Below are 18,701 nucleotides of genomic sequence, written 5' to 3'. Positions count from 1 at the left end.
TCCTCACCTGGCCAGCGAGATGCGCAGCAGATCGGCCATGGAGCGCAGCCCGTCACGGCGGGCCGAGAAGGTGGATCCCGCCTGGTCGGTCCAGTCGACCGGCACCTCCACCACGTCCCGGCCGGCCTTGACGACATGCGCGAGGAGCTCGACGTCGAACGCGAAGCCGTCGATGTGGCAGTCGCGCACGATCTCCCGGGCCAGCGGTCCGGGGAAGAACTTGAACCCGCACTGGGTGTCCGCGATCTCCGGCAGCGTCAGATGCGCGAGGCCACGGAACAGGGCGCCGCCGCCGCGCCGCAGGGCGCCCTGCTCGACGGCCAGATGGGCGCCGGGGGCGTGCCGGGAGGCGATCACGGCGCCGTGGCCCCGGCGCAGCAGCTCCATCACCCGGTCCAGGGTCTCGACGGGTGTGGCGTTGTCGGCGTCGGCGAAGCCGAGGTACGTGGCGGCGGAGGTCTCGATGCCGCGCCGCACGGCCGCGCCCTTGCCCCGGTCGCCGCAGCCGATGACGTGCAGGCCCACGGCCCGCCCCAGGGCGGAGGCGGCGAACCGGTCCAGGCAGTCCGGGGTGCCGTCCACGCTGTTGTTGTCGACCACGACCACGGCCGAGGACCACGGGCGGCGGGCGAGGAAGCGCAGCGCCGCGGCGACGGTGCCGGGCAGCCGCTCGCGCTCGTTGAAGGCCGGGATGATCAGCTCGAGTTCGACCGGCGGCCGGGTGAGCGAGCGGGGCAGCGGGGCATGGGCGGGGGCGGTCGTCATCGCGCCTCGCCTCCTCGGGGCAAGGCGCGAACGAGCGGGTCGCGCGGAAGTGCGGGGGAGCGGTGCCGGCGCCGTCACGGGCGCGGGCACCGGCACGGGCGTCGGACGGGTGACCCGCACGGGCACCCGGGGTCGCCCGGACACACGGGTGCTACGGGTGTTGCGGGGCGGGGCGCCGTCGTGCGGGTCGGTACGGGTGCCTCCGTGGCCGGGCCGGTGGGCCGCTGGGCCGGCCGGGCTCGCCGACCGGCGGCCGCCCCCGGTGCGGGTGCGGACCGCGCGGGAGCGCCGGCGGCGGGGGGCCGTGCGGGGCCGGTGGATCCCGGAGCGGCGGCGGCCGGGCCGGGCCGCGACCCGTACGCGGTCGGAGGCACGCCGGGCGGGGTGGGCCGGGTGCCCCGGACGCGCCGTGCCGGCGGCCGGGCCGTGCGGGGCGGTGCGCTCACGGGGGGAGCGGCGGCAGGTCTCGGCGGGCCAGTCGGTCACCCGGCGCAACGGATGCGGGGCGGGTGCCACCGGCGTTCGGCTGATGGGGAGGGAGGTCATGGTGCGCCTCTTCCGACAACCGACCCTGCCGAGGGTCTGCGGTGCGTTGCCGCGTGCAATGCACTGACTTCCCTGCTTAGCATCCGATATGAGGTTCGTCAACCCACGTGCTGGGAAATGTTCGTTCGGTACGTTTCAGCCGGCCCGGATGCGCAGGGCGGGCCGGAACCGCAGCAGCGCGTTGTGCGGGCGCTCGTCGAGCAGCGTGCCGAAGATGCGACTGCCGTCACGGACCGTGCGGGGGTGCGACGGGCCGTGGTGGGAAGGGAGTTCGAGGCTCGGCACCTCGGCCACCCGCAGCCCGTAGTGCAGCGCGTGGGTGACGAGTTCGGCGCCGAGCTCCACCCGGTCCGCCCGCAGGTCGAGCAGGCCGAGGAACTCCCGCCGGAAGGCGCAGAATCCGAACCAGAGATCGGTGAGCCGCTGCCCGTACAGCTGCCGGGCCAGCCGGAGCAGCGCGCGGTGGCCGCACCGGCGCAGCAGCGGATAGTCGGCGCTGTCGCCGCCCGCGATGAACCGCGAACCCTTCACGAAGTCGAATCCGCTGTCCAGATAGTGCAGGTAGTGCGGGATCTCCCGGGGCGACATGCTGCCGTCGGCGCCCATCAGGACCAGCCGGTCGCCGGTGGCGGCGAGCAGACCGGCGTGCGGGACGTCGCCCCCCGCGCAGTCCCAGCGGCCGAGCCGGCGCACCGCCACCCCGGTCGGCGCCGCCCGCCCGGAGACGGCGGGACCCGCGCCGACCAGCACGACCTCCCGCACGGCGGGCGGGAGCCGGTCGAACATCCACTCCGGATCGCGGTCACCGGGCCGCACCGCGACCACCAGGCTCGCCGTGGCTTCCGGGCCGGCCGGGGCGCGGTCCGTGGCCCGGCGCATCGGATGCGGTTCCCCGCTCGTGGCACACATGGGTCGCCCTCCGGATCTCCGCGGACCCTCCCAGGATCGAGCGCGCCCGGCACCCGGGTCAAGGAGGGCCGGAACCGCGCCGACGACCGGCGGCCCGGCGGCCGGCAAGAGTATGCGGGCGGCGGCGAAACCATCTGCCCGGGCCGGACCGCGCCGATCTCCGCCGCCGGCCGCCGCCCCTGCGCCCCGGCCACGGCGGGAATACAATCCCGACATGGCAGGGCGAATAGAGGACTACGCCCTCATCGGCGATCTGGAGACCGCGGCCCTCGTCGGGCGGGACGGCTCGATCGACTGGTGGTGCGCCCCGCGCTTCGACTCGCCCGCCTGCCTCGCCGCCCTCCTCGGCGACCCCGGCCACGGCCGCTTCGCCCTCGCCCCGGCCGGCAACCGGGTCTGCAATCGCAGGAGTTACCGCGGCGACACCCTCGTCCTCGACTCCGTCTGGGAGTCCACCGGCGGCACCGTCCGCATCACCGACTTCATGCCGCCCCGTCAACAGGGCCCGCGGATCGTCCGGATCGTCGAGGGCATCGCCGGACGGGTCGACATCCAGGGCGAGTTGGCGGTCCGCTTCGACCACGGCAGCGTCCGCCCCTGGACGTACGCCCTCGACCGGCGCACCGTCGCCTGCGTCGCCGGGCCCGACGCGACCCGGCTGACCTGCGGTCCCGGCGCCGGCGAACCGGTCGTCACCCCCGACCGTACGAGCTTCGCCTTCCCCGTCACCGCGGGGCAGCGCGTCACCTTCGTGCTCGGCTGGCACCCCTCGCACGCCCCGGCGCCCGCCGCGCCCGACGTGCCCGCCGCCCTCGACGAGACCCTCGCCTTCTGGAACGACTGGGCCACCGGGCTGCGTTACGAGGGCCCCGCCCGTGCGGCCGTCATCCGCTCCCTGGTCACCCTCAAGGCCCTCACCTACGAGCCCACCGGCGGCGTCATCGCCGCCGCCACCGCCTCCCTGCCCGAGTGCATCGGCGGACGCCGCAACTGGGACTACCGCTTCTGCTGGCTGCGCGACTCCACCTTCACCCTGTCCTGCCTGCTGCGCAGCGGCTACCGCCGCGAGGCGCTGGCCTGGACCGACTGGCTGGTGCGCGCCGCCGCCGGCGACCCCGCCGACCTCCAGCCGCTGTACGGCGTCGCCGGACAGCGCCGGCTGCCCGAGACCGACGCCGACTGGCTGCCCGGCTACGAGAACTCACGCCCCGTCAGATTCGGCAACGCGGCCGTCGACCAGTTCCAGCTCGACATCTACGGCGAGGTCCTCAACACCGTCTACTCGGCCGTCCGGGCCGGCGTGCCCTTCGACGCGCACCTGTGGAGCCTGCTGGCCGCACTCCTCGAATACGTCGCCAAACGCTGGCGCGAACCCGACGAGGGCATCTGGGAAGTCCGCGGCCCCCGCCGCCAGTTCGTCCACTCCAAGGTGATGGCCTGGGTCGCCGCCGACCGCGCGCTGCGGCTCGCCCGGGTCGCCGGACTGCGCGGCCAGCTCCGCCGCTGGCAGGCGCTGCGCGCCGAACTGCACGACGAGGTCTGCCGGTCGGGCTGGAGCGAGGAACGCGGCTCCTTCACCCAGTACTACGGCAGCCGCCGGGTCGACGCGACCGCCCTGCTCATCCCGCGCCTCGGCTTCCTGCCCGCCGACGACCCCCGGGTCCTCGGCACCGTCCGCGCCATGGCCGCCCTCGGCGACCGCGGCTTCCTGCGCCGCTACGACGAGGTGAGCAACGGCGAGGTGCACGAGATCGACGGCGTCGACGGCGCCGAAGGAGCCTTCCTCGCCTGCACCTTCTGGTACGCCGACGCGCTCGCCCTCACCGGCCGCCCCGCCGAGGCCCGCACCACCTTCGAACGCGTCCTGGACGTGCGCAACGACGTCGGCCTGCTCGCCGAGGAATGGGACCCCGCCGCAGGACGCCAGCTCGGCAACATGCCCCAGGCCCTCAGCCACGTCGCCCTCGTCAACACCGCCTTCACCCTCGACGGCACCCGCCGCCACGACCGGACCCCGCCCAGGACCGCCGCACACGCCACGGCCCGCACCCCCGCCCGCCGCGCCGCCGCCGTGTGACCCCCCGGGACCCCCGGCGTGTCGTTCGGGTGAGTCCAGCGGGCGGACCCGGCGCCGCCGGGTTCGAATCGAGGCATGGCACCCTTCGACAGGCCCCGTACCGGCGGCTCCCCACCAGCCATCGCCGCCGGCGACACCTGGTGGTACGCCGCCGTCGCCGGTGAGGCCGCCGGATCGTTCAGCGCCCGTATCCGCATACGCATGCGGCGCGCCTGCCTCGCCGCCGTCGTCCTGCTCACCGTCGCCTACGCCGGACTCGTGCTCACCACGACCGGCCGGCGCTGGGGCGACGCGGCCCTCGCCGGCCGGCTGACCGACCCGGCCGTCGCCCGCTTCCTGCGCGAGCACCCCTCGCTCCAGGGCATCGGCACCCTCTCGCTCGCCCTCGCCGTCCTGCTGATCGTCGCCCTCGGCGTCCTCCGCAAGCGGTACGCGTACCTCGGCGCCGCCCTCGGCACCGTCGCCGCCGCGCTGCTCGCCGCCGAGCTCCTCCAGCGCTACGCACCGGGCCCCCGCTACGTCGACGCCGCCGGCCTCACCGCCCCCGGCGGCTTCCCCAGCAGCCCCGCCGTCCTCGCCGCGGGCCTCGCCCTCGGCCTCGCGCTCGTCGTGCCGCACCGGCTGCGCGGCGCCGCCGTAGGACTCGGCACCCTGTGGGCGATCGCCCTCGGCGCGTACTCCATCGCCTCCGGCCGCCACCGCCCCGGCGACGTGATCGCCGCCGACCTGCTCGTGCTCGCCGCCTTCGCCGCGCTCGTCGCCCTGCTCGCCCGCAAGGGCCGGGTCCGGCCCGCGCCCCGGCACGGCCTCCCGCCGCAGCGGCTCCTCGTCACCGTGCCCCTGGCGCTGCTCGCCCTCGGCGGGCTCGCCGCCGGCGCCTATCTGCTCGGCGACTGCCTGCCCGCCGCCACCGGCCCGCTCCCCGTCGACCTGCCCCGCACCGCCCACCGCTGCGGCCAGGCGCTCGCCGCCGGGACCGGTGCCGCCGTCGCCCTCGTCCTGCTCGGGCTGCTCCGCCACGTCGACCTGGACCCGGGCACCGCCCCGTACCGGATCACGCACCCCGTAGCCGAGGACCCCTTTCCCGAGGAGCACGATCACGAGATATCTTGATGTCGAGCAATCTTGCAGACGCAGACGCAGACGTGGAGCGGAGCACACCCGGTGACTGACTCGACCATCATCTACACGCACACTGACGAGGCGCCCGCCCTGGCGACCTACTCGTTCCTGCCCGTGATCCAGGCCTACGCCTCGACCGCCGGCGTGAACGTCGAGACGCGTGACATCTCCCTGGCCGGGCGCATCATCGCCTCCTTCCCGGAGCGTCTGGAGGAGGGCCAGCGCATCGCCGACGCCCTCGCCGAGCTCGGCCGGCTGGCCAAGACGCCCGAGGCCAACATCATCAAGCTGCCGAACGTCTCGGCCTCCATCCCGCAGCTCAAGGCCGCGATCGCCGAGCTCCAGGCCCAGGGCTACGCCCTCCCGGACTACCCGGACGACCCGCGCAGCGACGAGGACAAGGACGTCCGCGCCCGCTACGACAAGATCAAGGGCTCGGCCGTCAACCCGGTCCTGCGCGAGGGCAACTCCGACCGCCGCGCCCCCGGTGCCGTCAAGAACTACGCCAAGACCCACCCGCACCGCATGGGCGCCTGGACCCCCGAGTCCAAGACCAACGTCGCCACCATGGGCCACGACGACTTCGCCACCACCGAGAAGTCCGTCGTCATCGCCGAGGACACCACCCTCCGCTTCGAGCACGTCGCCACCGACGGCACCGTGACCGAGCTGCGCGAGCCGCTCAAGGTCATCGCCGGCGAGATCGTCGACGCCGCCGTGCTGCGCGCCGCCGCGCTCGACACCTTCCTCGCCGAGCAGGTCGCCCGCGCCAAGGCCGAGGGCGTGCTCTTCTCCGTGCACCTCAAGGCCACCATGATGAAGGTCTCCGACCCGATCATCTTCGGCCACGTCGTGCGCGCCTTCTTCCCGCAGACCTTCGCCAAGTACGGCGAGGTGCTCGCCGGCGCCGGCCTGTCCGCCAACGACGGCCTCGGCACCGTCTACAAGGGCCTGGAGTCCCTCCCGCACGGCCTCGGCGAGGAGATCAAGGCCTCCTTCGACGCCGAGATCGCCGCCGGCCCGGCCCTCGCCATGGTCGACTCCGACAAGGGCATCACCAACCTGCACGTGCCGTCCGACGTCATCGTCGACGCCTCGATGCCGGCCATGATCCGCACCTCCGGCCACATGTGGGGCCCGGACGGCCAGGAGGCCGACACCCTCGCCGTCCTCCCGGACAGCTCCTACTCCGGCGTCTACCAGGCCGTCATCGAGGACTGCCGCGCCCACGGCGCCTTCGACCCGGCCACCATGGGCTCCGTCCCGAACGTCGGCCTCATGGCGCAGAAGGCCGAGGAGTACGGCTCCCACGACAAGACCTTCGAGATCGCCGCGGCCGGCACCGTCCGCCTCGTCGACGCCGCCGGCACCGCGGTCCTGGAGCAGGAGGTCGCCGAGGGCGACATCTTCCGCTCCTGCCAGTCCAAGGACCTGCCCATCCAGGACTGGGTCAAGCTGGCCGTCACCCGCGCCCGCGCCACCGGCGCCCCGGCCGTCTTCTGGCTGGACGAGAACCGCGGCCACGACGCCCAGATCATCGCCAAGGTCAAGCAGTACCTGCCGGAGCACGACACCGAGGGCCTGGAGATCAAGATCCTCTCCCCGGTCGAGGCCACCAAGTTCTCCCTGGAGCGCATCCGCCGCGGCGAGGACACCATCTCGGTCACCGGCAACGTCCTGCGCGACTACCTGACCGACCTCTTCCCGATCCTGGAGCTGGGCACCAGCGCCAAGATGCTCTCGGTCGTCCCGCTGATGGCGGGCGGCGGCCTCTTCGAGACCGGCGCCGGCGGCTCCGCCCCGAAGCACGTCCAGCAGCTGGTCAAGGAGAACTACCTGCGCTGGGACTCGCTCGGCGAGTTCTTCGCCCTGGCCGCCTCCTTCGAGCACCTGGCCACCAGCACGGGCAACGCCCGCGCCCAGGTCCTCGCCGACACGCTGGACCGCGCCACCGGCACCTTCCTCAACGAGGACAAGTCGCCGACCCGCCGCCTCGGCGGCATCGACAACCGCGGCAGCCACTTCTACCTGGCCATGTACTGGGCCCAGGAGCTCGCGAAGCAGACCGAGGACGCGGAGCTGGCCAAGGCCTTCGCCCCGGTCGCCGAGACGCTCACCGCGAACGAGCAGAAGATCGTCGACGAGCTGATCGCCGTCCAGGGCTCCCCGGCCGACCTCGGCGGCTACTACCAGCCCGACCCGGCCAAGGCCGCGGCCGTGATGCGCCCGTCCACCACGTTCAACGAGGCCATCGCGTCCCTCGCCTGAACCCCGCGGTGACACCGCGCTGACCCTGCGCTGACAGGTTTCGCCCCGGCCGGAAGCTTTCCGGCCGGGGCGGTCCCGTCGGTGGCGCATCCGCGGCCCCGGTGTGAGTCTGGACAGATGAGCTGGGCATCATGGACGACCGCCGGTGTCTACACCGGGCGTGGCGGGGTGCTGACCGACGAGGGCGGTGTCGTCACGGGCGATCTGACCGTGCACACCACCTATGCCGACGGCGAGGCACGTGTGGCCGTGCAGTACAGCGGCGCATCCGACTGGTTCACCATGTCGGGCAGTCCGGTCCCCTGCGGAACGGAGGAGGAGAGCCGCGACCTGCACGACGCGGTCGTGGCAGCCGTACGGGAAGGGGGCGGGGCCACCGTGCCCTCCCTGCCCTACCTGTCGCCATAGGCCTGGGCCTGGGCGCGGGCGAGAAAAGTGTTATCCGGACCGCTCCCGGCGGTCTCCTGACCGCGGACCGCATCCGGCGGCCGCCGCTGCGGGGGACGCAGCGGGCGACGAGGGAGCACAAGGACATTGCAGAGCGACGAGCACCGCACCGCCGCACTCGTCGAGGCGGCGCGGGCGGGTGACGCACGCGCCGGCGACGAGCTCGTACGGACCTTCCTGCCGCTCGTCTACAACATCGTGGGCCGCGCCCTCGACGGGCACGCCGACGTCGACGACCTGGTCCAGGAGACCATGGTCCGCGCCCTCGACGGGCTGCCCGCGCTGCGCGACCCGGCGCGCTTCCGGTCCTGGCTGGTCGCCATCGCGATGAACCGGATACGGCACCGCTGGCGCGAACGTCAGCAGGCACCGCTTCCCGGCCTGGACCGGGCCGCCGCCCTCGCCGACCCGGCCGGCGACTTCACCGAGCTCGCCATCCTGCGCCTCGGCCTGACCGGCCAGCGCCGCGAGGTCGCCCGGGCCACCCGCTGGCTCGACGAGGACGACCGCGAGGTGCTCTCCCTGTGGTGGCTGGAGGCCGCCGGCGAGCTGACCCGCGCCGAGCTCGCCGCCTCCCTCGGCATCCCGCCCCGGCACGCGGCCGTCCGCGTCCAGCGGATGAAGGAACGCCTGGAGAGCGGGCGCGCCATCGTCCGGGCGCTCGCCGCCGTGCCGCCCTGCCCGGGCCTCGCCGACACCACCGCCCGCTGGGACGGCGCGCCCTCCCCGCTGTGGCGCAAACGCCTGGCCCGGCACCTCGACGGCTGCCCGCACTGCGCCCCCACCCGCTCCGGCCTCGCCCCGGCCGAGGGCCTGCTGGTGGGCCTGGCCCTGGTGCCGCCGCTCCTGGTGTGGGCGGGGCGGGGGAGCGGGGGACCGGCCCTGGAGACGGTCGCGGCGACGACGCCGGGGGCGGGGGCCGGGGCCGGGAGCGGGCCCGAGTCTGGAGCAGGGGCCGGAGGCGGGACGGCGTCCGGGTCCGGTTCTGCCGCCGGGGCCGGTGTCCGGCCCGGGCTGCTCGTCGGCGGTGGCGCGGTCGTCGCCCTCGGTGCCGCGCTGATCCTGCTGGTGCCGAGCGGGCCCGCCGACCGCGCGGTCGCCCGCCCGCCGGCCCCGGCGCCTGCCGCGCCGGCCGCCACCCGCAGCGCCGCACCGCCGCCGGCCACCACCCCGCCCCCGACGCCGTCGCCCACGCCGACCCGCACCCGGGTACCGCGCCCGACCACGGAGGAGCAGGTCACCGCACTGGTCAACCGGCACCGGGCCGAGGCGGGCTGCGGGCCGCTCCGCATCGACCGCCGGCTCTCGGCCGTGGCCCGCACCTTCGGCGCGGACCTGGCCGAGCGCCGCTACCTCGCCCACACCGACCCCGAGGGCACCGATTCCGGCACCCGCCTCACCGGCGAGGGCTACGCCTGGAGCGCCTGGGCGGAGAACCTGGCCCGGGGCCAGAGCGGTCCGGCGGCCGTCGTCGCCGACTGGATGGCCGACCCGCCGCACCGGGCCAATCTCCTGGACTGCCGCTACCGGCACACCGGCGTCGCCGCCGTGCCCGGCCCGGACGGCACCGTGTGGGTACAGGAGCTCGGCACCCCGCTGCGGTCCTGACCGCGGCCGGTCCTGACCCGGCGGCTCAGCGCCCGGAGGCGAAGTCCTGCACCCACCAGGGCCCGTTGCCGGTGAGGTTGACCCCCACCCCGATGTCCTCGAAGGAGCAGTCGAGGATGTTCTCCCGGTGCGCCGCGCTGTTCATCCACTCGTCCACCGCCTGCGCGGCCGAGTGCGGCCCCCGGTGGATGTTCTCGCCCCAGGCCGACCAGGCGTAACCGGCCGCCTTGATCCGGTCACCCGCGTTCCGGCCGTCCCGGCCCGCGTGCGCGTAGTAGTTGCGCGCGGCCATGTCGTCGGCGTGGCCCTGCGCCGCGGTCCGCAGCTTGGGATCGGACCGCAGCGGGGCACAACCGGCCTTTCTCCGCTCGGCGTTGACGAGTTGTACGACCTGCGCGACGTCCTGCGCGGCGGTGGCCGAGGCCGCTGCCGCGGTCACCGGTGCGGCCGCCCGGTCGGAGGCCGCCGGATGGGCCTGGCCCGCCGCGTACATCCCGGTGAGCACGGTGAGCGCGGCGGCCAGTGCGCCGGCCGCCGTGACCCTCGTACGGAATGTGTGCCGGGACCTGTCGTACGTGTCGTGCTGCATGGAGCTCCGCTCTCTCGTGGCCGATGGTGCCGGCGGTCATACTGTCCGGCCGGGGAGAGCGCGACACACCTCGTCAATCCTGCGCGTCAACCTCCTGCGGCACCACCGCGACGGGGCACGGCGCCAGGTGCAGCGCCGCGTGCGCCACGGAGCCGATCCGCGGGCCGATCGCGCCGCGCCGGGCCCGCCGGCCGACCACGAGCAGCTGAGCGGATCCGGCCCCGGACAACAGCACCTGACCTGCGCTGCCCAGCTCCACGTGCTCGGTCACCGCCACCTCGGGGAAGCGCTCTCGCCACGGGGCTAGGGCCTCGCGCAGCGCCTTCCTCTCGTACGGTTCGAGCCCGCCGGCCTCGTCGGCGAGCGCCAGCGAACCCGGGCTGAACGCGAACAGCGGCGGCAGGCTCCAGGCCCGCACCGCCCGCACCGAGGCCCCGCGCGCGGCCGCCGCCGCGAAGGCGAAGCCCAGCGCCGCCGCGCTGTCCTCCGGCGTGCCGTGCTGGCCCACCAGGACCTCCCCGGCCGGCGGCTCGACCGGTTCGCCGTCCCGGCTGCGGACCGCGACCACCGGGACGGTGGCGGAGGCGATGACCTGCTGGCCGTACGAGCCGAGCAGGAAGCCCGCGATGGCGCCCTGCCCGCGCGAGCCGAGGGCGAGGAGTTCGGCCCGCCCGAGGGTGCCGAGCAGCGCGGCGACCGGGGTGTCGCCGATGAGCTCGGTGGCCAGCGCGACGTCCGGGAAGCGCTCCGTGACCCGCGCGCCCGCCGTGCTCAGCACCTCCCGCGCGGCCTTCAGCTGATCGGTCGGATCCTGCACCAGCGGGAGGTCGAGCGGCTCCCACCGCCAGGCGTGCACGAGCCGCAGCGGCAGGTCCCGGTGCACGGCCTCCCGCGCGGCCCAGTCCGCCGCGGCCAGGCTCTCCGGGGAACCGTCCACTCCCGCGACGATCTCACGACTCATCAGGCTGCCTCCGTCATCGGTTCGGCGTGCGGCCCGCCGCCGGTCGGCGACCCGCTGACTCCAGCTTGGGGCCTATCGTCCGCCCCCCGACAGGGCCGGACGGCCCGACCCGCCGTGCCATCGGTCCCGACGCGGCCCGGTGCGGTCCGCCCGATCCGGCCGGATCCGGCGGACCCGGCCTACGCCAGAAGGGTGAGCCTGGCGTGCGTGCCGTTCAGGTAGTGGTCGCCGATGTCGCGCAGGCGGTGGTCGGGTGGGACCGGGGCGGTGAGGGCGCGGGCGTTGCGCCAGAAGCGGTCGAAGCCGGGGGGCGGGCCGGCCGGGGCGACGAGCTGGAGTATCCGGGTGGTGATGTCGAGGGCCGCGGGGTGTGCGACGGTCTCGGCCGCGGCGACGAGGACGGCGATGTCGGAGCGCTCCTCGACGTCGAGGAGGCGTTCGGCGAGCAGCCCGCGCGCCAGGGCGTCGGTCGCGCGCTCGACCACCGCCGCCGCGGTGTGCGCGGAGGTGGCCAACTCCCCGTAGGCACGCAGCAGATAGGGGTCGTCGCCGGCCGCCGGATCGGCCGCGTGCGGCGCGGCCGCCAGGCCGGCCCGGCTCACGTCGCGAGCTTCGGCGAGCGCGCCCTCGGCGATGCCGAGCGCCACATGGACCAGGAGGAGCCGCAGGGCGAGCGGGGCGAGGGTCGCGTAGGGGGCGACGGTGTGCTCGTCGCGGGGGAGGGTGCCGAGGACGTTCCCGGGGCCGACCGGCAGCCGCTCGAAGGCGACGGTGCCGGCGCCGGCGAGGCGCTGGCCCACGCGTTCGGCGCACGGCTCGGCGGTCACGGCGGGGTGGGCCGGGTCGGCCAGGACCAGGAGCAGGTCGCCCGTCTCCGTACAGCGGGCCCCGACGACGAGCCGGTCGGCCACCGTGACGCCGGAGGCGAAGGCACCCCGTCCGTCGAGCAGATACCCGCCGCCGCCCGCCGGGGTGAGGGCGAGTCCGGGCCGGCCGGGCTCCGGGCGCGGCGGCTCGACGGCGCCCGCGAGCAGCCAACGCTCCTTGGCGGTACGGGAGTCGAGCGAGCGCGGTCCGGCCGGGGCGCCGAGGAAACGGGAGGTCCAGGACAACACGCAGTGGTGGGCCAGGAGTTCGCCCACCGAGCCGTCGGCGGCGGAGATCTCCCGGACCACCGCGCAGGCGGTGCGCCAGTCGGCGCCGCGGCCGAGCGGCCCGGGCGCGGTGAGCAGCGCGGGCAGTCCGGCCTCCTGGAGCCGGGCGACCTCGTCGTACGGGGCGAGGCCGGCCCGGTCCCGGGCCACGGCGTCCACGGCCAGGTCGTCGGCGACCTCGTGGGTGACGCGGGGCCAGATCGCGTCGTCGGCGCGGCGGTCGGCGGGCAGGCCCCCGGCCGGCACGGAGGCGGTGCGCAGTGCGGACTTCTTCGGCGTTCTCACGTCACCTCACATGATCCCTAGTATCCCCACTGGATTAGTAGGGATACTGGCAGAGGGTCCGCCCGGGCCCCAACAGGCGTCCGCATCGCGGACGCCGGAATCTCGGAGACCGGGACCGGGACCGGGACCGGGACCGAGATCGGGATCGGGATCGCGGAGAGTGGACGAGCGGTACCGAAGGTCCCTCGTCAGGGGTTGGTCCAGGCCTCCGGGTCCTCCGCGAGCGCCACCACCTCGGGCGGCAGCTGCGCGGAGGCGAGCTCGGCCAGCGAGACGCCGTCAAGCACCTGGCGCACGTTGGCCCGCAGCGCGACCCACAGGGTGAGCAGGGACTCCGCGGGTCCGGTGTACGACAGCTCCGGCGGCCGGACCCCGCGCACCGACACCAGCGGCCCCTCGACGCAGCGGATCACGTCCGCCACGGAGATGTCCTCGGCCGGCTTCGCCAGCCAGTAGCCGCCCTTGCCGCCGCGCTGGCTCTGCACCAGACCGCCCTTGCGCATGTCGCCGAGGATGCCCTCCAGGAACTTGTGGGAGATCCCCTGGACCTCGGCGATCGCCTCGGCCTTCACCGGCCCGGAGTCCCGGGCCGCGGCGAGCTGGAGGGCGGCCCGCACCGCGTAGTCGGCCCTGGCTGAAATGCGCATACGCGCATTATGCATAGGCGCGCCCCCTCGCCCTCGCCGTGCTCCGAGCGCCGCCTTCCCACCCCTTGACGCGCGGGTGCCGCCGCTCCCAGGCTCGGGAGCGGGAAACCCGAGCGAACAGGTAGGGAACCATGGGAGCCGCGACCGCGCAGCACCGGACGCACACCGTCCGCCCGCCCCGCCCCCTGGACCTGACCTCGCGCCGCCACATCGACCTGCTGCGGGTGTGCAGCGCGGTGTAGAGCCCGCCGCCCTCACACGGTCCTTCGGTTCCACACCCCTTCCCGCACCACCTCCTTCCCGTACCTGTGCTGCCTCCGGCGTGCGCCGCGCCGTGACCCAGCACCGAGCACCCAGGGAGAACCATGTCCGCCGTCGTCCCGCCCTCCGCCGTCCCCTCCGCCATCTCCTCCGCCGTGCCGTCGATCGTCCCCGCCACCGCCGACCGGGACTTCCGGGGCCGGATCGGCCGCGACGTGCGCAGCGGCCACTACCCCGTCCCGCACCGCTACCGGTTGCACCTCGCCCCCGCCGACCCCGACTGTCTGGGCGTCGCCGTCACCCACGCCCTCCTCGGCCTCGACGCCACCCTCCCGCTGCGGCTGCTGCCCGCCCTCCCCGACACCCCCGACGGCGGCTACACCGCGCTCCGCCCGCTCTACGAGGCCAGCGCCCACCTCTATCGCGGACCCGCCGCCGCGCCCGTGCTCAGCGACGGCTGGACCGGCCGGATCGTGTCCACCCACACCCCCGACATCCGGCGCGACCTCGCCCTGCGGTTCCGCGGTGACGGCCCCGAACTCCTCCCCGAGGACCGGGCGGACGAGCTCCGCGCCGTCGCCGACCTGTGCGCCCGCGGCGTCGGCGCCGCCGCCCAGCGCGCCGGCGAGCTCGGCCTCGACGACACCGCCGCCCACCACGACCCGCTCACCGTGCTCTTCGCCGCCCTCGGCGCCCTGGAACGGCGCCTCGCCCGGCGCCCGTACGTCCTCGGCGACGCGCTCACCGCCGCCGACATCACCGTCTGGGTCACCCTCGTCCAGCTCGACACCGTCCACCGCTGGCACCTCGACGCCGCCGCCACCGAGCGGATCGCCGGCCACCCCGCGCTCTGGGCCTACGCCGCCCGGCTCGCCGGACACCCCGCCTTCGGCCGGCACCTCGACATCGACGCCCTGCTCGCCCGGCACCACGCCCACTGCCGGGGCCGGGAGGCGGCCGGCGCCGCCATCCGGATCGTCGACTGGGCGGCCGCCCGCGCCGCCTGAACGGACGTCGCGGGCGAGCTCAGCCGAAGCGGCGGCCGGCCAGCGGCTCGGTCGCGTCGCCGCCCCCGGCCCGTACCCCGCGCAGGAACGCCTCCAAGGCCTCCACCGAGGTCCTGGCCGCCACCCAGCCCAGCTCCCGGCGGGCCCGGTCGGTCGCCATCAGCGGCAGCCGCAGCACCGCGTCGAGCAGCCCCGGATCGGCCGGCGCCACCCGCAGCCGCCAGGCCGCCGAGAGCGCCCCGCGCACCGCGGGGACCGGCACCCGCACCCGCCGCGCCCCGAACAGGGCGCCGAGCAGCTTCCCGTCCACCACCGGCTCGGCGGCCAGGTTGAACGCGCCCCGCACATCGCGCAGCAGCGCCCGTACGTACGCGTCCGCCGCGTCCTCCGTGTGCAGCGTCTGGAAGCGCAGCCCCGGCACCTCGGGGAGCAGCGGCAGCAGCTCCGGCCGGAACAGCTGCCCCGGCACCCAGCGGCCCGCGAAGATCCGCCGCTGCTCGCTCGCCGCCTCCTCCTTGAAGAGGAAGGCGGGCCGCATCCGCACCACCCGGGTCTGCGGATGGTCCCGCTCGAAGGTGTCCAGGAGGCGTTCCACGTACGCCTTCTCGCGGGTGTACGCGGCGCCCGGCCAGCCGTGCGTCGGCCACGACTCCGACACCGGAGCCCCGTCGCCCGGCCCCGGGGAGTAGGCGCCCACCGACGACGCGCACACCAGAACCGGCACCCGGGCCGCCGCCACCGCGTCGAGCACCCGCACCGTGCCGAGCACATTGGTGCGCCAGGTCGTCACCGGATCGTGCGTCGGCCCGAACCGCCAGGCCAGGTGCACCACTGCGTCGGCGTCCGCCACGTACTGCGCGAGACGCGGCTCGTCACCCTCCAGGGAGAGGTCGGCCTCGGCCCACTCGGCGCGCTCAAGGTCGAGCCCGGGCCGGCGCCGGGACAGGCCGAGCACCGAACCGACCCGGGACTCGCGCACCAGGGCGCGCACCACACTCGTCCCCACGTTCCCGGTGGCGCCGGTGACCACCACGCGCAGCCGCTCGCTCGGGTTCATGTCTCGACCTTCCGCCAATCCCGGGGCCCGCGCACCCGGGCGAACCACCGCCCGTGACGGACGGTGACGACTTCGCTCGCGCGGGTGACCGAGTGCCCCCACCATGGGGGAATCACGGGGGGGCCAGGCACGCACCAGGAGGACCGGATGCTGCTCCCCGACCGCAACACGATCGCCCGTCTGCTGCGCAGCTACCGCACGCAGGAACGGCTGGTCCTGGCCCGGCCGCACGACCTCGCGGCGCGCCGGCGGTTCGAGGACACGGCGTACACGCTGTGTGTCCTCATGGGGGAGCGCAACGCCGTCGCGGCCGTCCGCGCCGCCGAGCGGTACACGGCGCCGCCGGCGCCTCCCGGGCCGCTGATGAAGGCGATGAAGGCGTGCGGTTCGGCGCGGAGCCGTGGGGTAGCCGCCGAGTAGCGTCATGCGCGGCTACCCTGCGGGAGGTGTCGAGGATGGGCGGCGCACAGCTCTCGCCCCGCGAGCGGCGGATCCTCGCGGAGATCGAGGAGGACCTCGCCGCGGACTCCGGGTTCGCCCGGGCCCTCGGGGCCGGCCGCACCCGGCTGCGGGCCCGGCTCGGATCGGGACGGTTCGCGGCGCCCGCGGCGGCCCTGCTCGGGCCCATGGCGATGGTGCTCCTCGTCGTCGCGGTCGCCAACGGTGCCACGGCCCTCGTCTGGGCCTTCGCCGCCGTATGGATCCTCACCCTGCTCTGTCTGCTCCGGCTCCTCGTGCGCTGGTCGCGCCGTCATCTGCGGGGCGACGAACGGCCGCGCCCGGACGAGCGGGACGCCTGAGGGGGAGCCTTCCCGCGGTCACACCGCGGCGCGCGGGAAGCGGGCACGTACGGCGTCCACGCAGGTGTCGCGTGAGGTCGGGCCGCCGAAGCGGAGCCGGTCGTAGGGCGCGAAGTCCGGTTCGAGCGCGTCCAGCTCGTCCACCAGCGCGTGCAGCGCCGCCGCCCACAGCGGTACGTCCGGCCGCGGCGCCGCGACGGCCGAGGCGATCGCCGCCGTCAGCTCGCCCTTGCGGCGGATCGTGTCCGGTGCGACCCGGTGCAGACACACGTACCGACCGCTCAGATACGCCGCCCACTCCTCCTCGCCCTCGGCGGGGTCCGCCCAGTGCGCCGTGAACCAGGCCCGCAGCCGCTCTGGCCCGCCCGCCTCCGCCGCGAGCGCGAACAGATCGCGCGGCACCATCTGCGTACCGTCCGAACGCAGATAGCCGGGCAGCGGCAGCAGCCCGTCCAGCATCAGCCGCCGTGCCTCGTCCGCGTCCCGGCCGAGCGCGGCGCACAGCCGATCGAGCGGCACGAACTGCCGGTCCACATAGGCGTCGTCCTCGGCCGTCATCGGATGGACCCCGTTCACCGCCCGGAACCGGTCCGCCACCTCCGCCGCGTACGTGTCCGTCCGCATCCCGATTCCCATTCCCATTCCCCTTCCCGCTCCCCACTCCGTCCGGGGCCGCGCGGGTTCGTCCCGGCGGCCTCCGGACATGCTGGGGCCCGGACCGTACGGCGCCCGCCGAACTGTGCCGGACAGTGCCGAACCGTGCCGGACGGGGGCGGGCGCGGTGGGCGGGTCAGTTGCCGCGGGCCCCGAAGCGGCGCCACAGCCAGAGCGAGAGCGCGCCGCCGAGCGCCGCCCCGACCAGGGCGAGGGGCAGGCCGGCCGCCGTGCCGGACGGTGCGGCGTCCTTGGCGGCGGTACGGGCGGCCGCGCCGTGCGCCCCGCCGCTCGCGGCAAGCGTGCGCAGCGGGTCCTTCGCCTGCGGACCGGCCTGCGCGCGCAGGACCGGCCGCTCCCCGGCCTTCGCCGGCCGGGCGGACTCCCGGGCCGCGGGCTGCAGCGAGCCGACCGGCTCCACCTTCCCGGCCGCCGCGAAGCCCCAGTCGAGCAGCTCCCTGGCCTCCTCGTACACCGCGAGCCCGCCGCCGCCCTGCGGGTTCATCACCGACACCACCAGGGTCCGCGAACCGCGCTTGGCCGCCGCGATCAGGGTGTTGCCGGCATTGCTCGTGTAGCCGTTCTTCACCCCGATGAGACCCGGATAGCGGTCCACCCCGCTCTCACCGGTCAGCAGCCGGTTGGTGTTGGCGATGCCGTACGACCACGAGCCGGCCGGGAAGTCGGCGTACCGGGTCGAGCAGTAGCGGGTGAACTGCGGATCCTGCAGCCCGGCCCGGCCGAAGAGCGCCAGGTCGTACGCGGACGAGACCTGCCCCGGCGCGTCGTAGCCGTCCGGGGAGACCACGTGGGTGTCGCGGGCGCCCAGGGCGCGGGCCTTCGCCTGCATCTTCTTCGACATCGCCGACCAGCCGCCGTTCATGGCGGCGAGGACGTGCACGGCGTCGTTCCCTGAGCTGAGGAACACCCCGTTCCACAGGTCCGACACCTTGTAGGTGTAGCCCTCCTTCAGCCCCACCAGGCTGCTGCCCTCGCCGATGCCGGTCAGCTCGGCGTCGCTGACCAGGTGCCGCTCGTCGGGGTCGTGACCGGGCAGCGCCGTGAGCGCGAACAGCGTCTTCAGGGTGCTGGCCGGCGGCAGCGGCTTGTGCGCGTTGCGGGCCGCCAGGACATCACCCGTTGAGGCGTCCGCCACCACCCAGGAGAGCGCGCTCAGGGACGGCACCGCCGGCGCGCCCCGCAGCGTCTGCACCTGGGTGCCGGGGCGCCCGAGCCGCGCCGGATCGACGAAGTGCCGGGCCGGCGGGGTGGGCTCGGCGACCCGGCCCGAGGCGTCGAGCGGCGCGGTGACCGGTGTGGTGACCGGCGTATTGACCGGCGCATTGACCGGTGCGGCGAGGGCCGCCGGGGCGTACGGGACCGGCAGGGCGAGCAGCAGCGCCGCGGCACCGGCGGCGGTATGACGGACAGCTGGCGTGACGATCATTCAGCCACCGTAGGAACACCGCCCCGTGTGCGCAGGACGGAGTGCGCCGACCGGCGTAGCGCGGCGTGTCGGACGGCGGCGCCGGATCGGGGCGGTC

Annotated in this window: 17 protein-coding genes; 8 read left to right on the top strand and 9 right to left on the bottom strand. The window is 75.3% G+C overall.

Features of this window, described 5'->3' with window-relative positions:
• Positions 1 to 3: 3 nt before the first annotated feature.
• Positions 4 to 765 carry a glycosyltransferase gene (locus JAO84_RS02205; RefSeq protein WP_370409860.1) on the bottom strand — a complete coding sequence of 254 codons (762 nt, stop codon included), beginning with the start codon at positions 763 to 765 and terminating at the stop codon, positions 4 to 6.
• A gap of 681 nt (positions 766 to 1,446) precedes the next feature.
• On the bottom strand, positions 1,447 to 2,190 hold the full coding sequence (locus tag JAO84_RS02200) for a glycosyltransferase (RefSeq protein ID WP_370409858.1): 744 nt from the start codon (positions 2,188 to 2,190) through the stop codon (positions 1,447 to 1,449).
• A 244-nt stretch (positions 2,191 to 2,434) separates the two neighbouring features.
• Between JAO84_RS02200 and JAO84_RS02195 the strand changes: the two genes are divergently transcribed.
• From JAO84_RS02195 to JAO84_RS02175, 5 genes are all read left to right on the top strand, one after another.
• Positions 2,435 to 4,297 carry a glycoside hydrolase family 15 protein gene (locus JAO84_RS02195; RefSeq protein ID WP_370409857.1) on the top strand — a complete coding sequence of 621 codons (1,863 nt, stop codon included), beginning with the start codon at positions 2,435 to 2,437 and terminating at the stop codon, positions 4,295 to 4,297.
• 75 nt (positions 4,298 to 4,372) lie between these two features.
• On the top strand, positions 4,373 to 5,410 hold the full coding sequence (locus tag JAO84_RS02190; RefSeq protein WP_370409856.1) for a phosphoesterase: 1,038 nt from the start codon (positions 4,373 to 4,375) through the stop codon (positions 5,408 to 5,410).
• Between the two features lie 51 nt (positions 5,411 to 5,461).
• Entirely contained in the window at positions 5,462 to 7,687 is a 2,226-nt protein-coding gene (locus JAO84_RS02185; RefSeq protein WP_370409854.1) for an NADP-dependent isocitrate dehydrogenase, read from the top strand.
• 117 nt (positions 7,688 to 7,804) lie between these two features.
• Complete coding sequence (locus JAO84_RS02180) at positions 7,805 to 8,095, top strand: hypothetical protein (RefSeq protein ID WP_265864313.1); 291 nt, start codon at positions 7,805 to 7,807, stop codon at positions 8,093 to 8,095.
• Positions 8,096 to 8,221: 126 nt separating this feature from the next.
• Entirely contained in the window at positions 8,222 to 9,742 is a 1,521-nt protein-coding gene (locus JAO84_RS02175; RefSeq protein ID WP_370409852.1) for a sigma-70 family RNA polymerase sigma factor, read from the top strand.
• 25 nt (positions 9,743 to 9,767) lie between these two features.
• Here the strand turns inward: JAO84_RS02175 and JAO84_RS02170 are convergent, their stop codons facing one another.
• From JAO84_RS02170 to JAO84_RS02155, 4 genes are all read right to left on the bottom strand, one after another.
• The gene (locus JAO84_RS02170; RefSeq protein ID WP_370409850.1) at positions 9,768 to 10,331 is read right to left on the bottom strand and encodes a CAP domain-containing protein; all 564 of its coding nucleotides are present in this window, start codon (positions 10,329 to 10,331) and stop codon (positions 9,768 to 9,770) included.
• 73 nt (positions 10,332 to 10,404) lie between these two features.
• Entirely contained in the window at positions 10,405 to 11,292 is an 888-nt protein-coding gene (locus JAO84_RS02165; RefSeq protein ID WP_370409848.1) for a universal stress protein, read from the bottom strand.
• Positions 11,293 to 11,471: 179 nt separating this feature from the next.
• Positions 11,472 to 12,731 carry an acyl-CoA dehydrogenase gene (locus JAO84_RS02160; RefSeq protein WP_370409846.1) on the bottom strand — a complete coding sequence of 420 codons (1,260 nt, stop codon included), beginning with the start codon at positions 12,729 to 12,731 and terminating at the stop codon, positions 11,472 to 11,474.
• Positions 12,732 to 12,919: 188 nt separating this feature from the next.
• Entirely contained in the window at positions 12,920 to 13,378 is a 459-nt protein-coding gene (locus JAO84_RS02155) for an Rrf2 family transcriptional regulator (RefSeq protein ID WP_265864308.1), read from the bottom strand.
• A 365-nt stretch (positions 13,379 to 13,743) separates the two neighbouring features.
• Here JAO84_RS02155 and JAO84_RS02150 point away from each other — a divergent pair, with 365 nt between their 5' ends.
• On the top strand, positions 13,744 to 14,646 hold the full coding sequence (locus JAO84_RS02150; protein WP_370409844.1) for a glutathione S-transferase C-terminal domain-containing protein: 903 nt from the start codon (positions 13,744 to 13,746) through the stop codon (positions 14,644 to 14,646).
• Between the two features lie 19 nt (positions 14,647 to 14,665).
• On the opposite strand, the gene JAO84_RS02145 is transcribed toward JAO84_RS02150, so the two are convergent.
• Positions 14,666 to 15,703 (bottom strand): NAD-dependent epimerase/dehydratase family protein, encoded by a 1,038-nt coding sequence (locus tag JAO84_RS02145; protein ID WP_370409842.1) that lies wholly within the window; start codon positions 15,701 to 15,703, stop codon positions 14,666 to 14,668.
• A 147-nt stretch (positions 15,704 to 15,850) separates the two neighbouring features.
• Between JAO84_RS02145 and JAO84_RS02140 the strand changes: the two genes are divergently transcribed.
• Both JAO84_RS02140 and JAO84_RS02135 read left to right on the top strand, forming a co-directional pair.
• The gene (locus tag JAO84_RS02140) at positions 15,851 to 16,123 is read left to right on the top strand and encodes a DUF5133 domain-containing protein (RefSeq protein WP_370409840.1); all 273 of its coding nucleotides are present in this window, start codon (positions 15,851 to 15,853) and stop codon (positions 16,121 to 16,123) included.
• Between the two features lie 35 nt (positions 16,124 to 16,158).
• Positions 16,159 to 16,503: a DUF3040 domain-containing protein gene (locus JAO84_RS02135; protein ID WP_370409838.1), complete on the top strand. Its 345-nt coding sequence runs from the start codon at positions 16,159 to 16,161 to the stop codon at positions 16,501 to 16,503.
• An 18-nt stretch (positions 16,504 to 16,521) separates the two neighbouring features.
• Here JAO84_RS02135 and JAO84_RS02130 read toward each other — a convergent pair whose 3' ends face one another.
• Both JAO84_RS02130 and JAO84_RS02125 read right to left on the bottom strand, forming a co-directional pair.
• Entirely contained in the window at positions 16,522 to 17,139 is a 618-nt protein-coding gene (locus tag JAO84_RS02130; RefSeq protein ID WP_370409836.1) for a DUF6058 family natural product biosynthesis protein, read from the bottom strand.
• A gap of 154 nt (positions 17,140 to 17,293) precedes the next feature.
• Positions 17,294 to 18,604: a D-alanyl-D-alanine carboxypeptidase family protein gene (locus JAO84_RS02125; protein ID WP_370409834.1), complete on the bottom strand. Its 1,311-nt coding sequence runs from the start codon at positions 18,602 to 18,604 to the stop codon at positions 17,294 to 17,296.
• Positions 18,605 to 18,701: the final 97 nt, after the last annotated feature.

Source organism: Streptomyces fradiae (assembly GCF_041270065.1).
GTDB lineage: Bacteria > Actinomycetota > Actinomycetes > Streptomycetales > Streptomycetaceae > Streptomyces.
This window is presented reverse-complemented; position numbering and strand designations above follow the sequence as displayed.

Bases quoted from the DNA above. Each gene is read 5' to 3' on its own strand.
- JAO84_RS02205 (WP_370409860.1), bottom strand. From the start codon at position 765: ATGACGACCGCCCCCGCCCATGCCCCGCTGCCCCGCTCGCTCACCCGG.
- JAO84_RS02200 (WP_370409858.1), bottom strand. From the start codon at position 2,190: ATGCGCCGGGCCACGGACCGCGCCCCGGCCGGCCCGGAAGCCACGGCG.
- JAO84_RS02195 (WP_370409857.1), top strand. From the start codon at position 2,435: ATGGCAGGGCGAATAGAGGACTACGCCCTCATCGGCGATCTGGAGACC.
- JAO84_RS02190 (WP_370409856.1), top strand. From the start codon at position 4,373: ATGGCACCCTTCGACAGGCCCCGTACCGGCGGCTCCCCACCAGCCATC.
- JAO84_RS02180 (WP_265864313.1), top strand. From the start codon at position 7,805: ATGAGCTGGGCATCATGGACGACCGCCGGTGTCTACACCGGGCGTGGC.
- JAO84_RS02170 (WP_370409850.1), bottom strand. From the start codon at position 10,331: ATGCAGCACGACACGTACGACAGGTCCCGGCACACATTCCGTACGAGG.
- JAO84_RS02165 (WP_370409848.1), bottom strand. From the start codon at position 11,292: ATGAGTCGTGAGATCGTCGCGGGAGTGGACGGTTCCCCGGAGAGCCTG.
- JAO84_RS02155 (WP_265864308.1), bottom strand. From the start codon at position 13,378: ATGCGCATTTCAGCCAGGGCCGACTACGCGGTGCGGGCCGCCCTCCAG.
- JAO84_RS02150 (WP_370409844.1), top strand. From the start codon at position 13,744: ATGTCCGCCGTCGTCCCGCCCTCCGCCGTCCCCTCCGCCATCTCCTCC.
- JAO84_RS02145 (WP_370409842.1), bottom strand. From the start codon at position 15,703: ATGAACCCGAGCGAGCGGCTGCGCGTGGTGGTCACCGGCGCCACCGGG.
- JAO84_RS02140 (WP_370409840.1), top strand. From the start codon at position 15,851: ATGCTGCTCCCCGACCGCAACACGATCGCCCGTCTGCTGCGCAGCTAC.
- JAO84_RS02135 (WP_370409838.1), top strand. From the start codon at position 16,159: ATGGGCGGCGCACAGCTCTCGCCCCGCGAGCGGCGGATCCTCGCGGAG.
- JAO84_RS02130 (WP_370409836.1), bottom strand. From the start codon at position 17,139: ATGGGAATCGGGATGCGGACGGACACGTACGCGGCGGAGGTGGCGGAC.
- JAO84_RS02125 (WP_370409834.1), bottom strand. From the start codon at position 18,604: ATGATCGTCACGCCAGCTGTCCGTCATACCGCCGCCGGTGCCGCGGCG.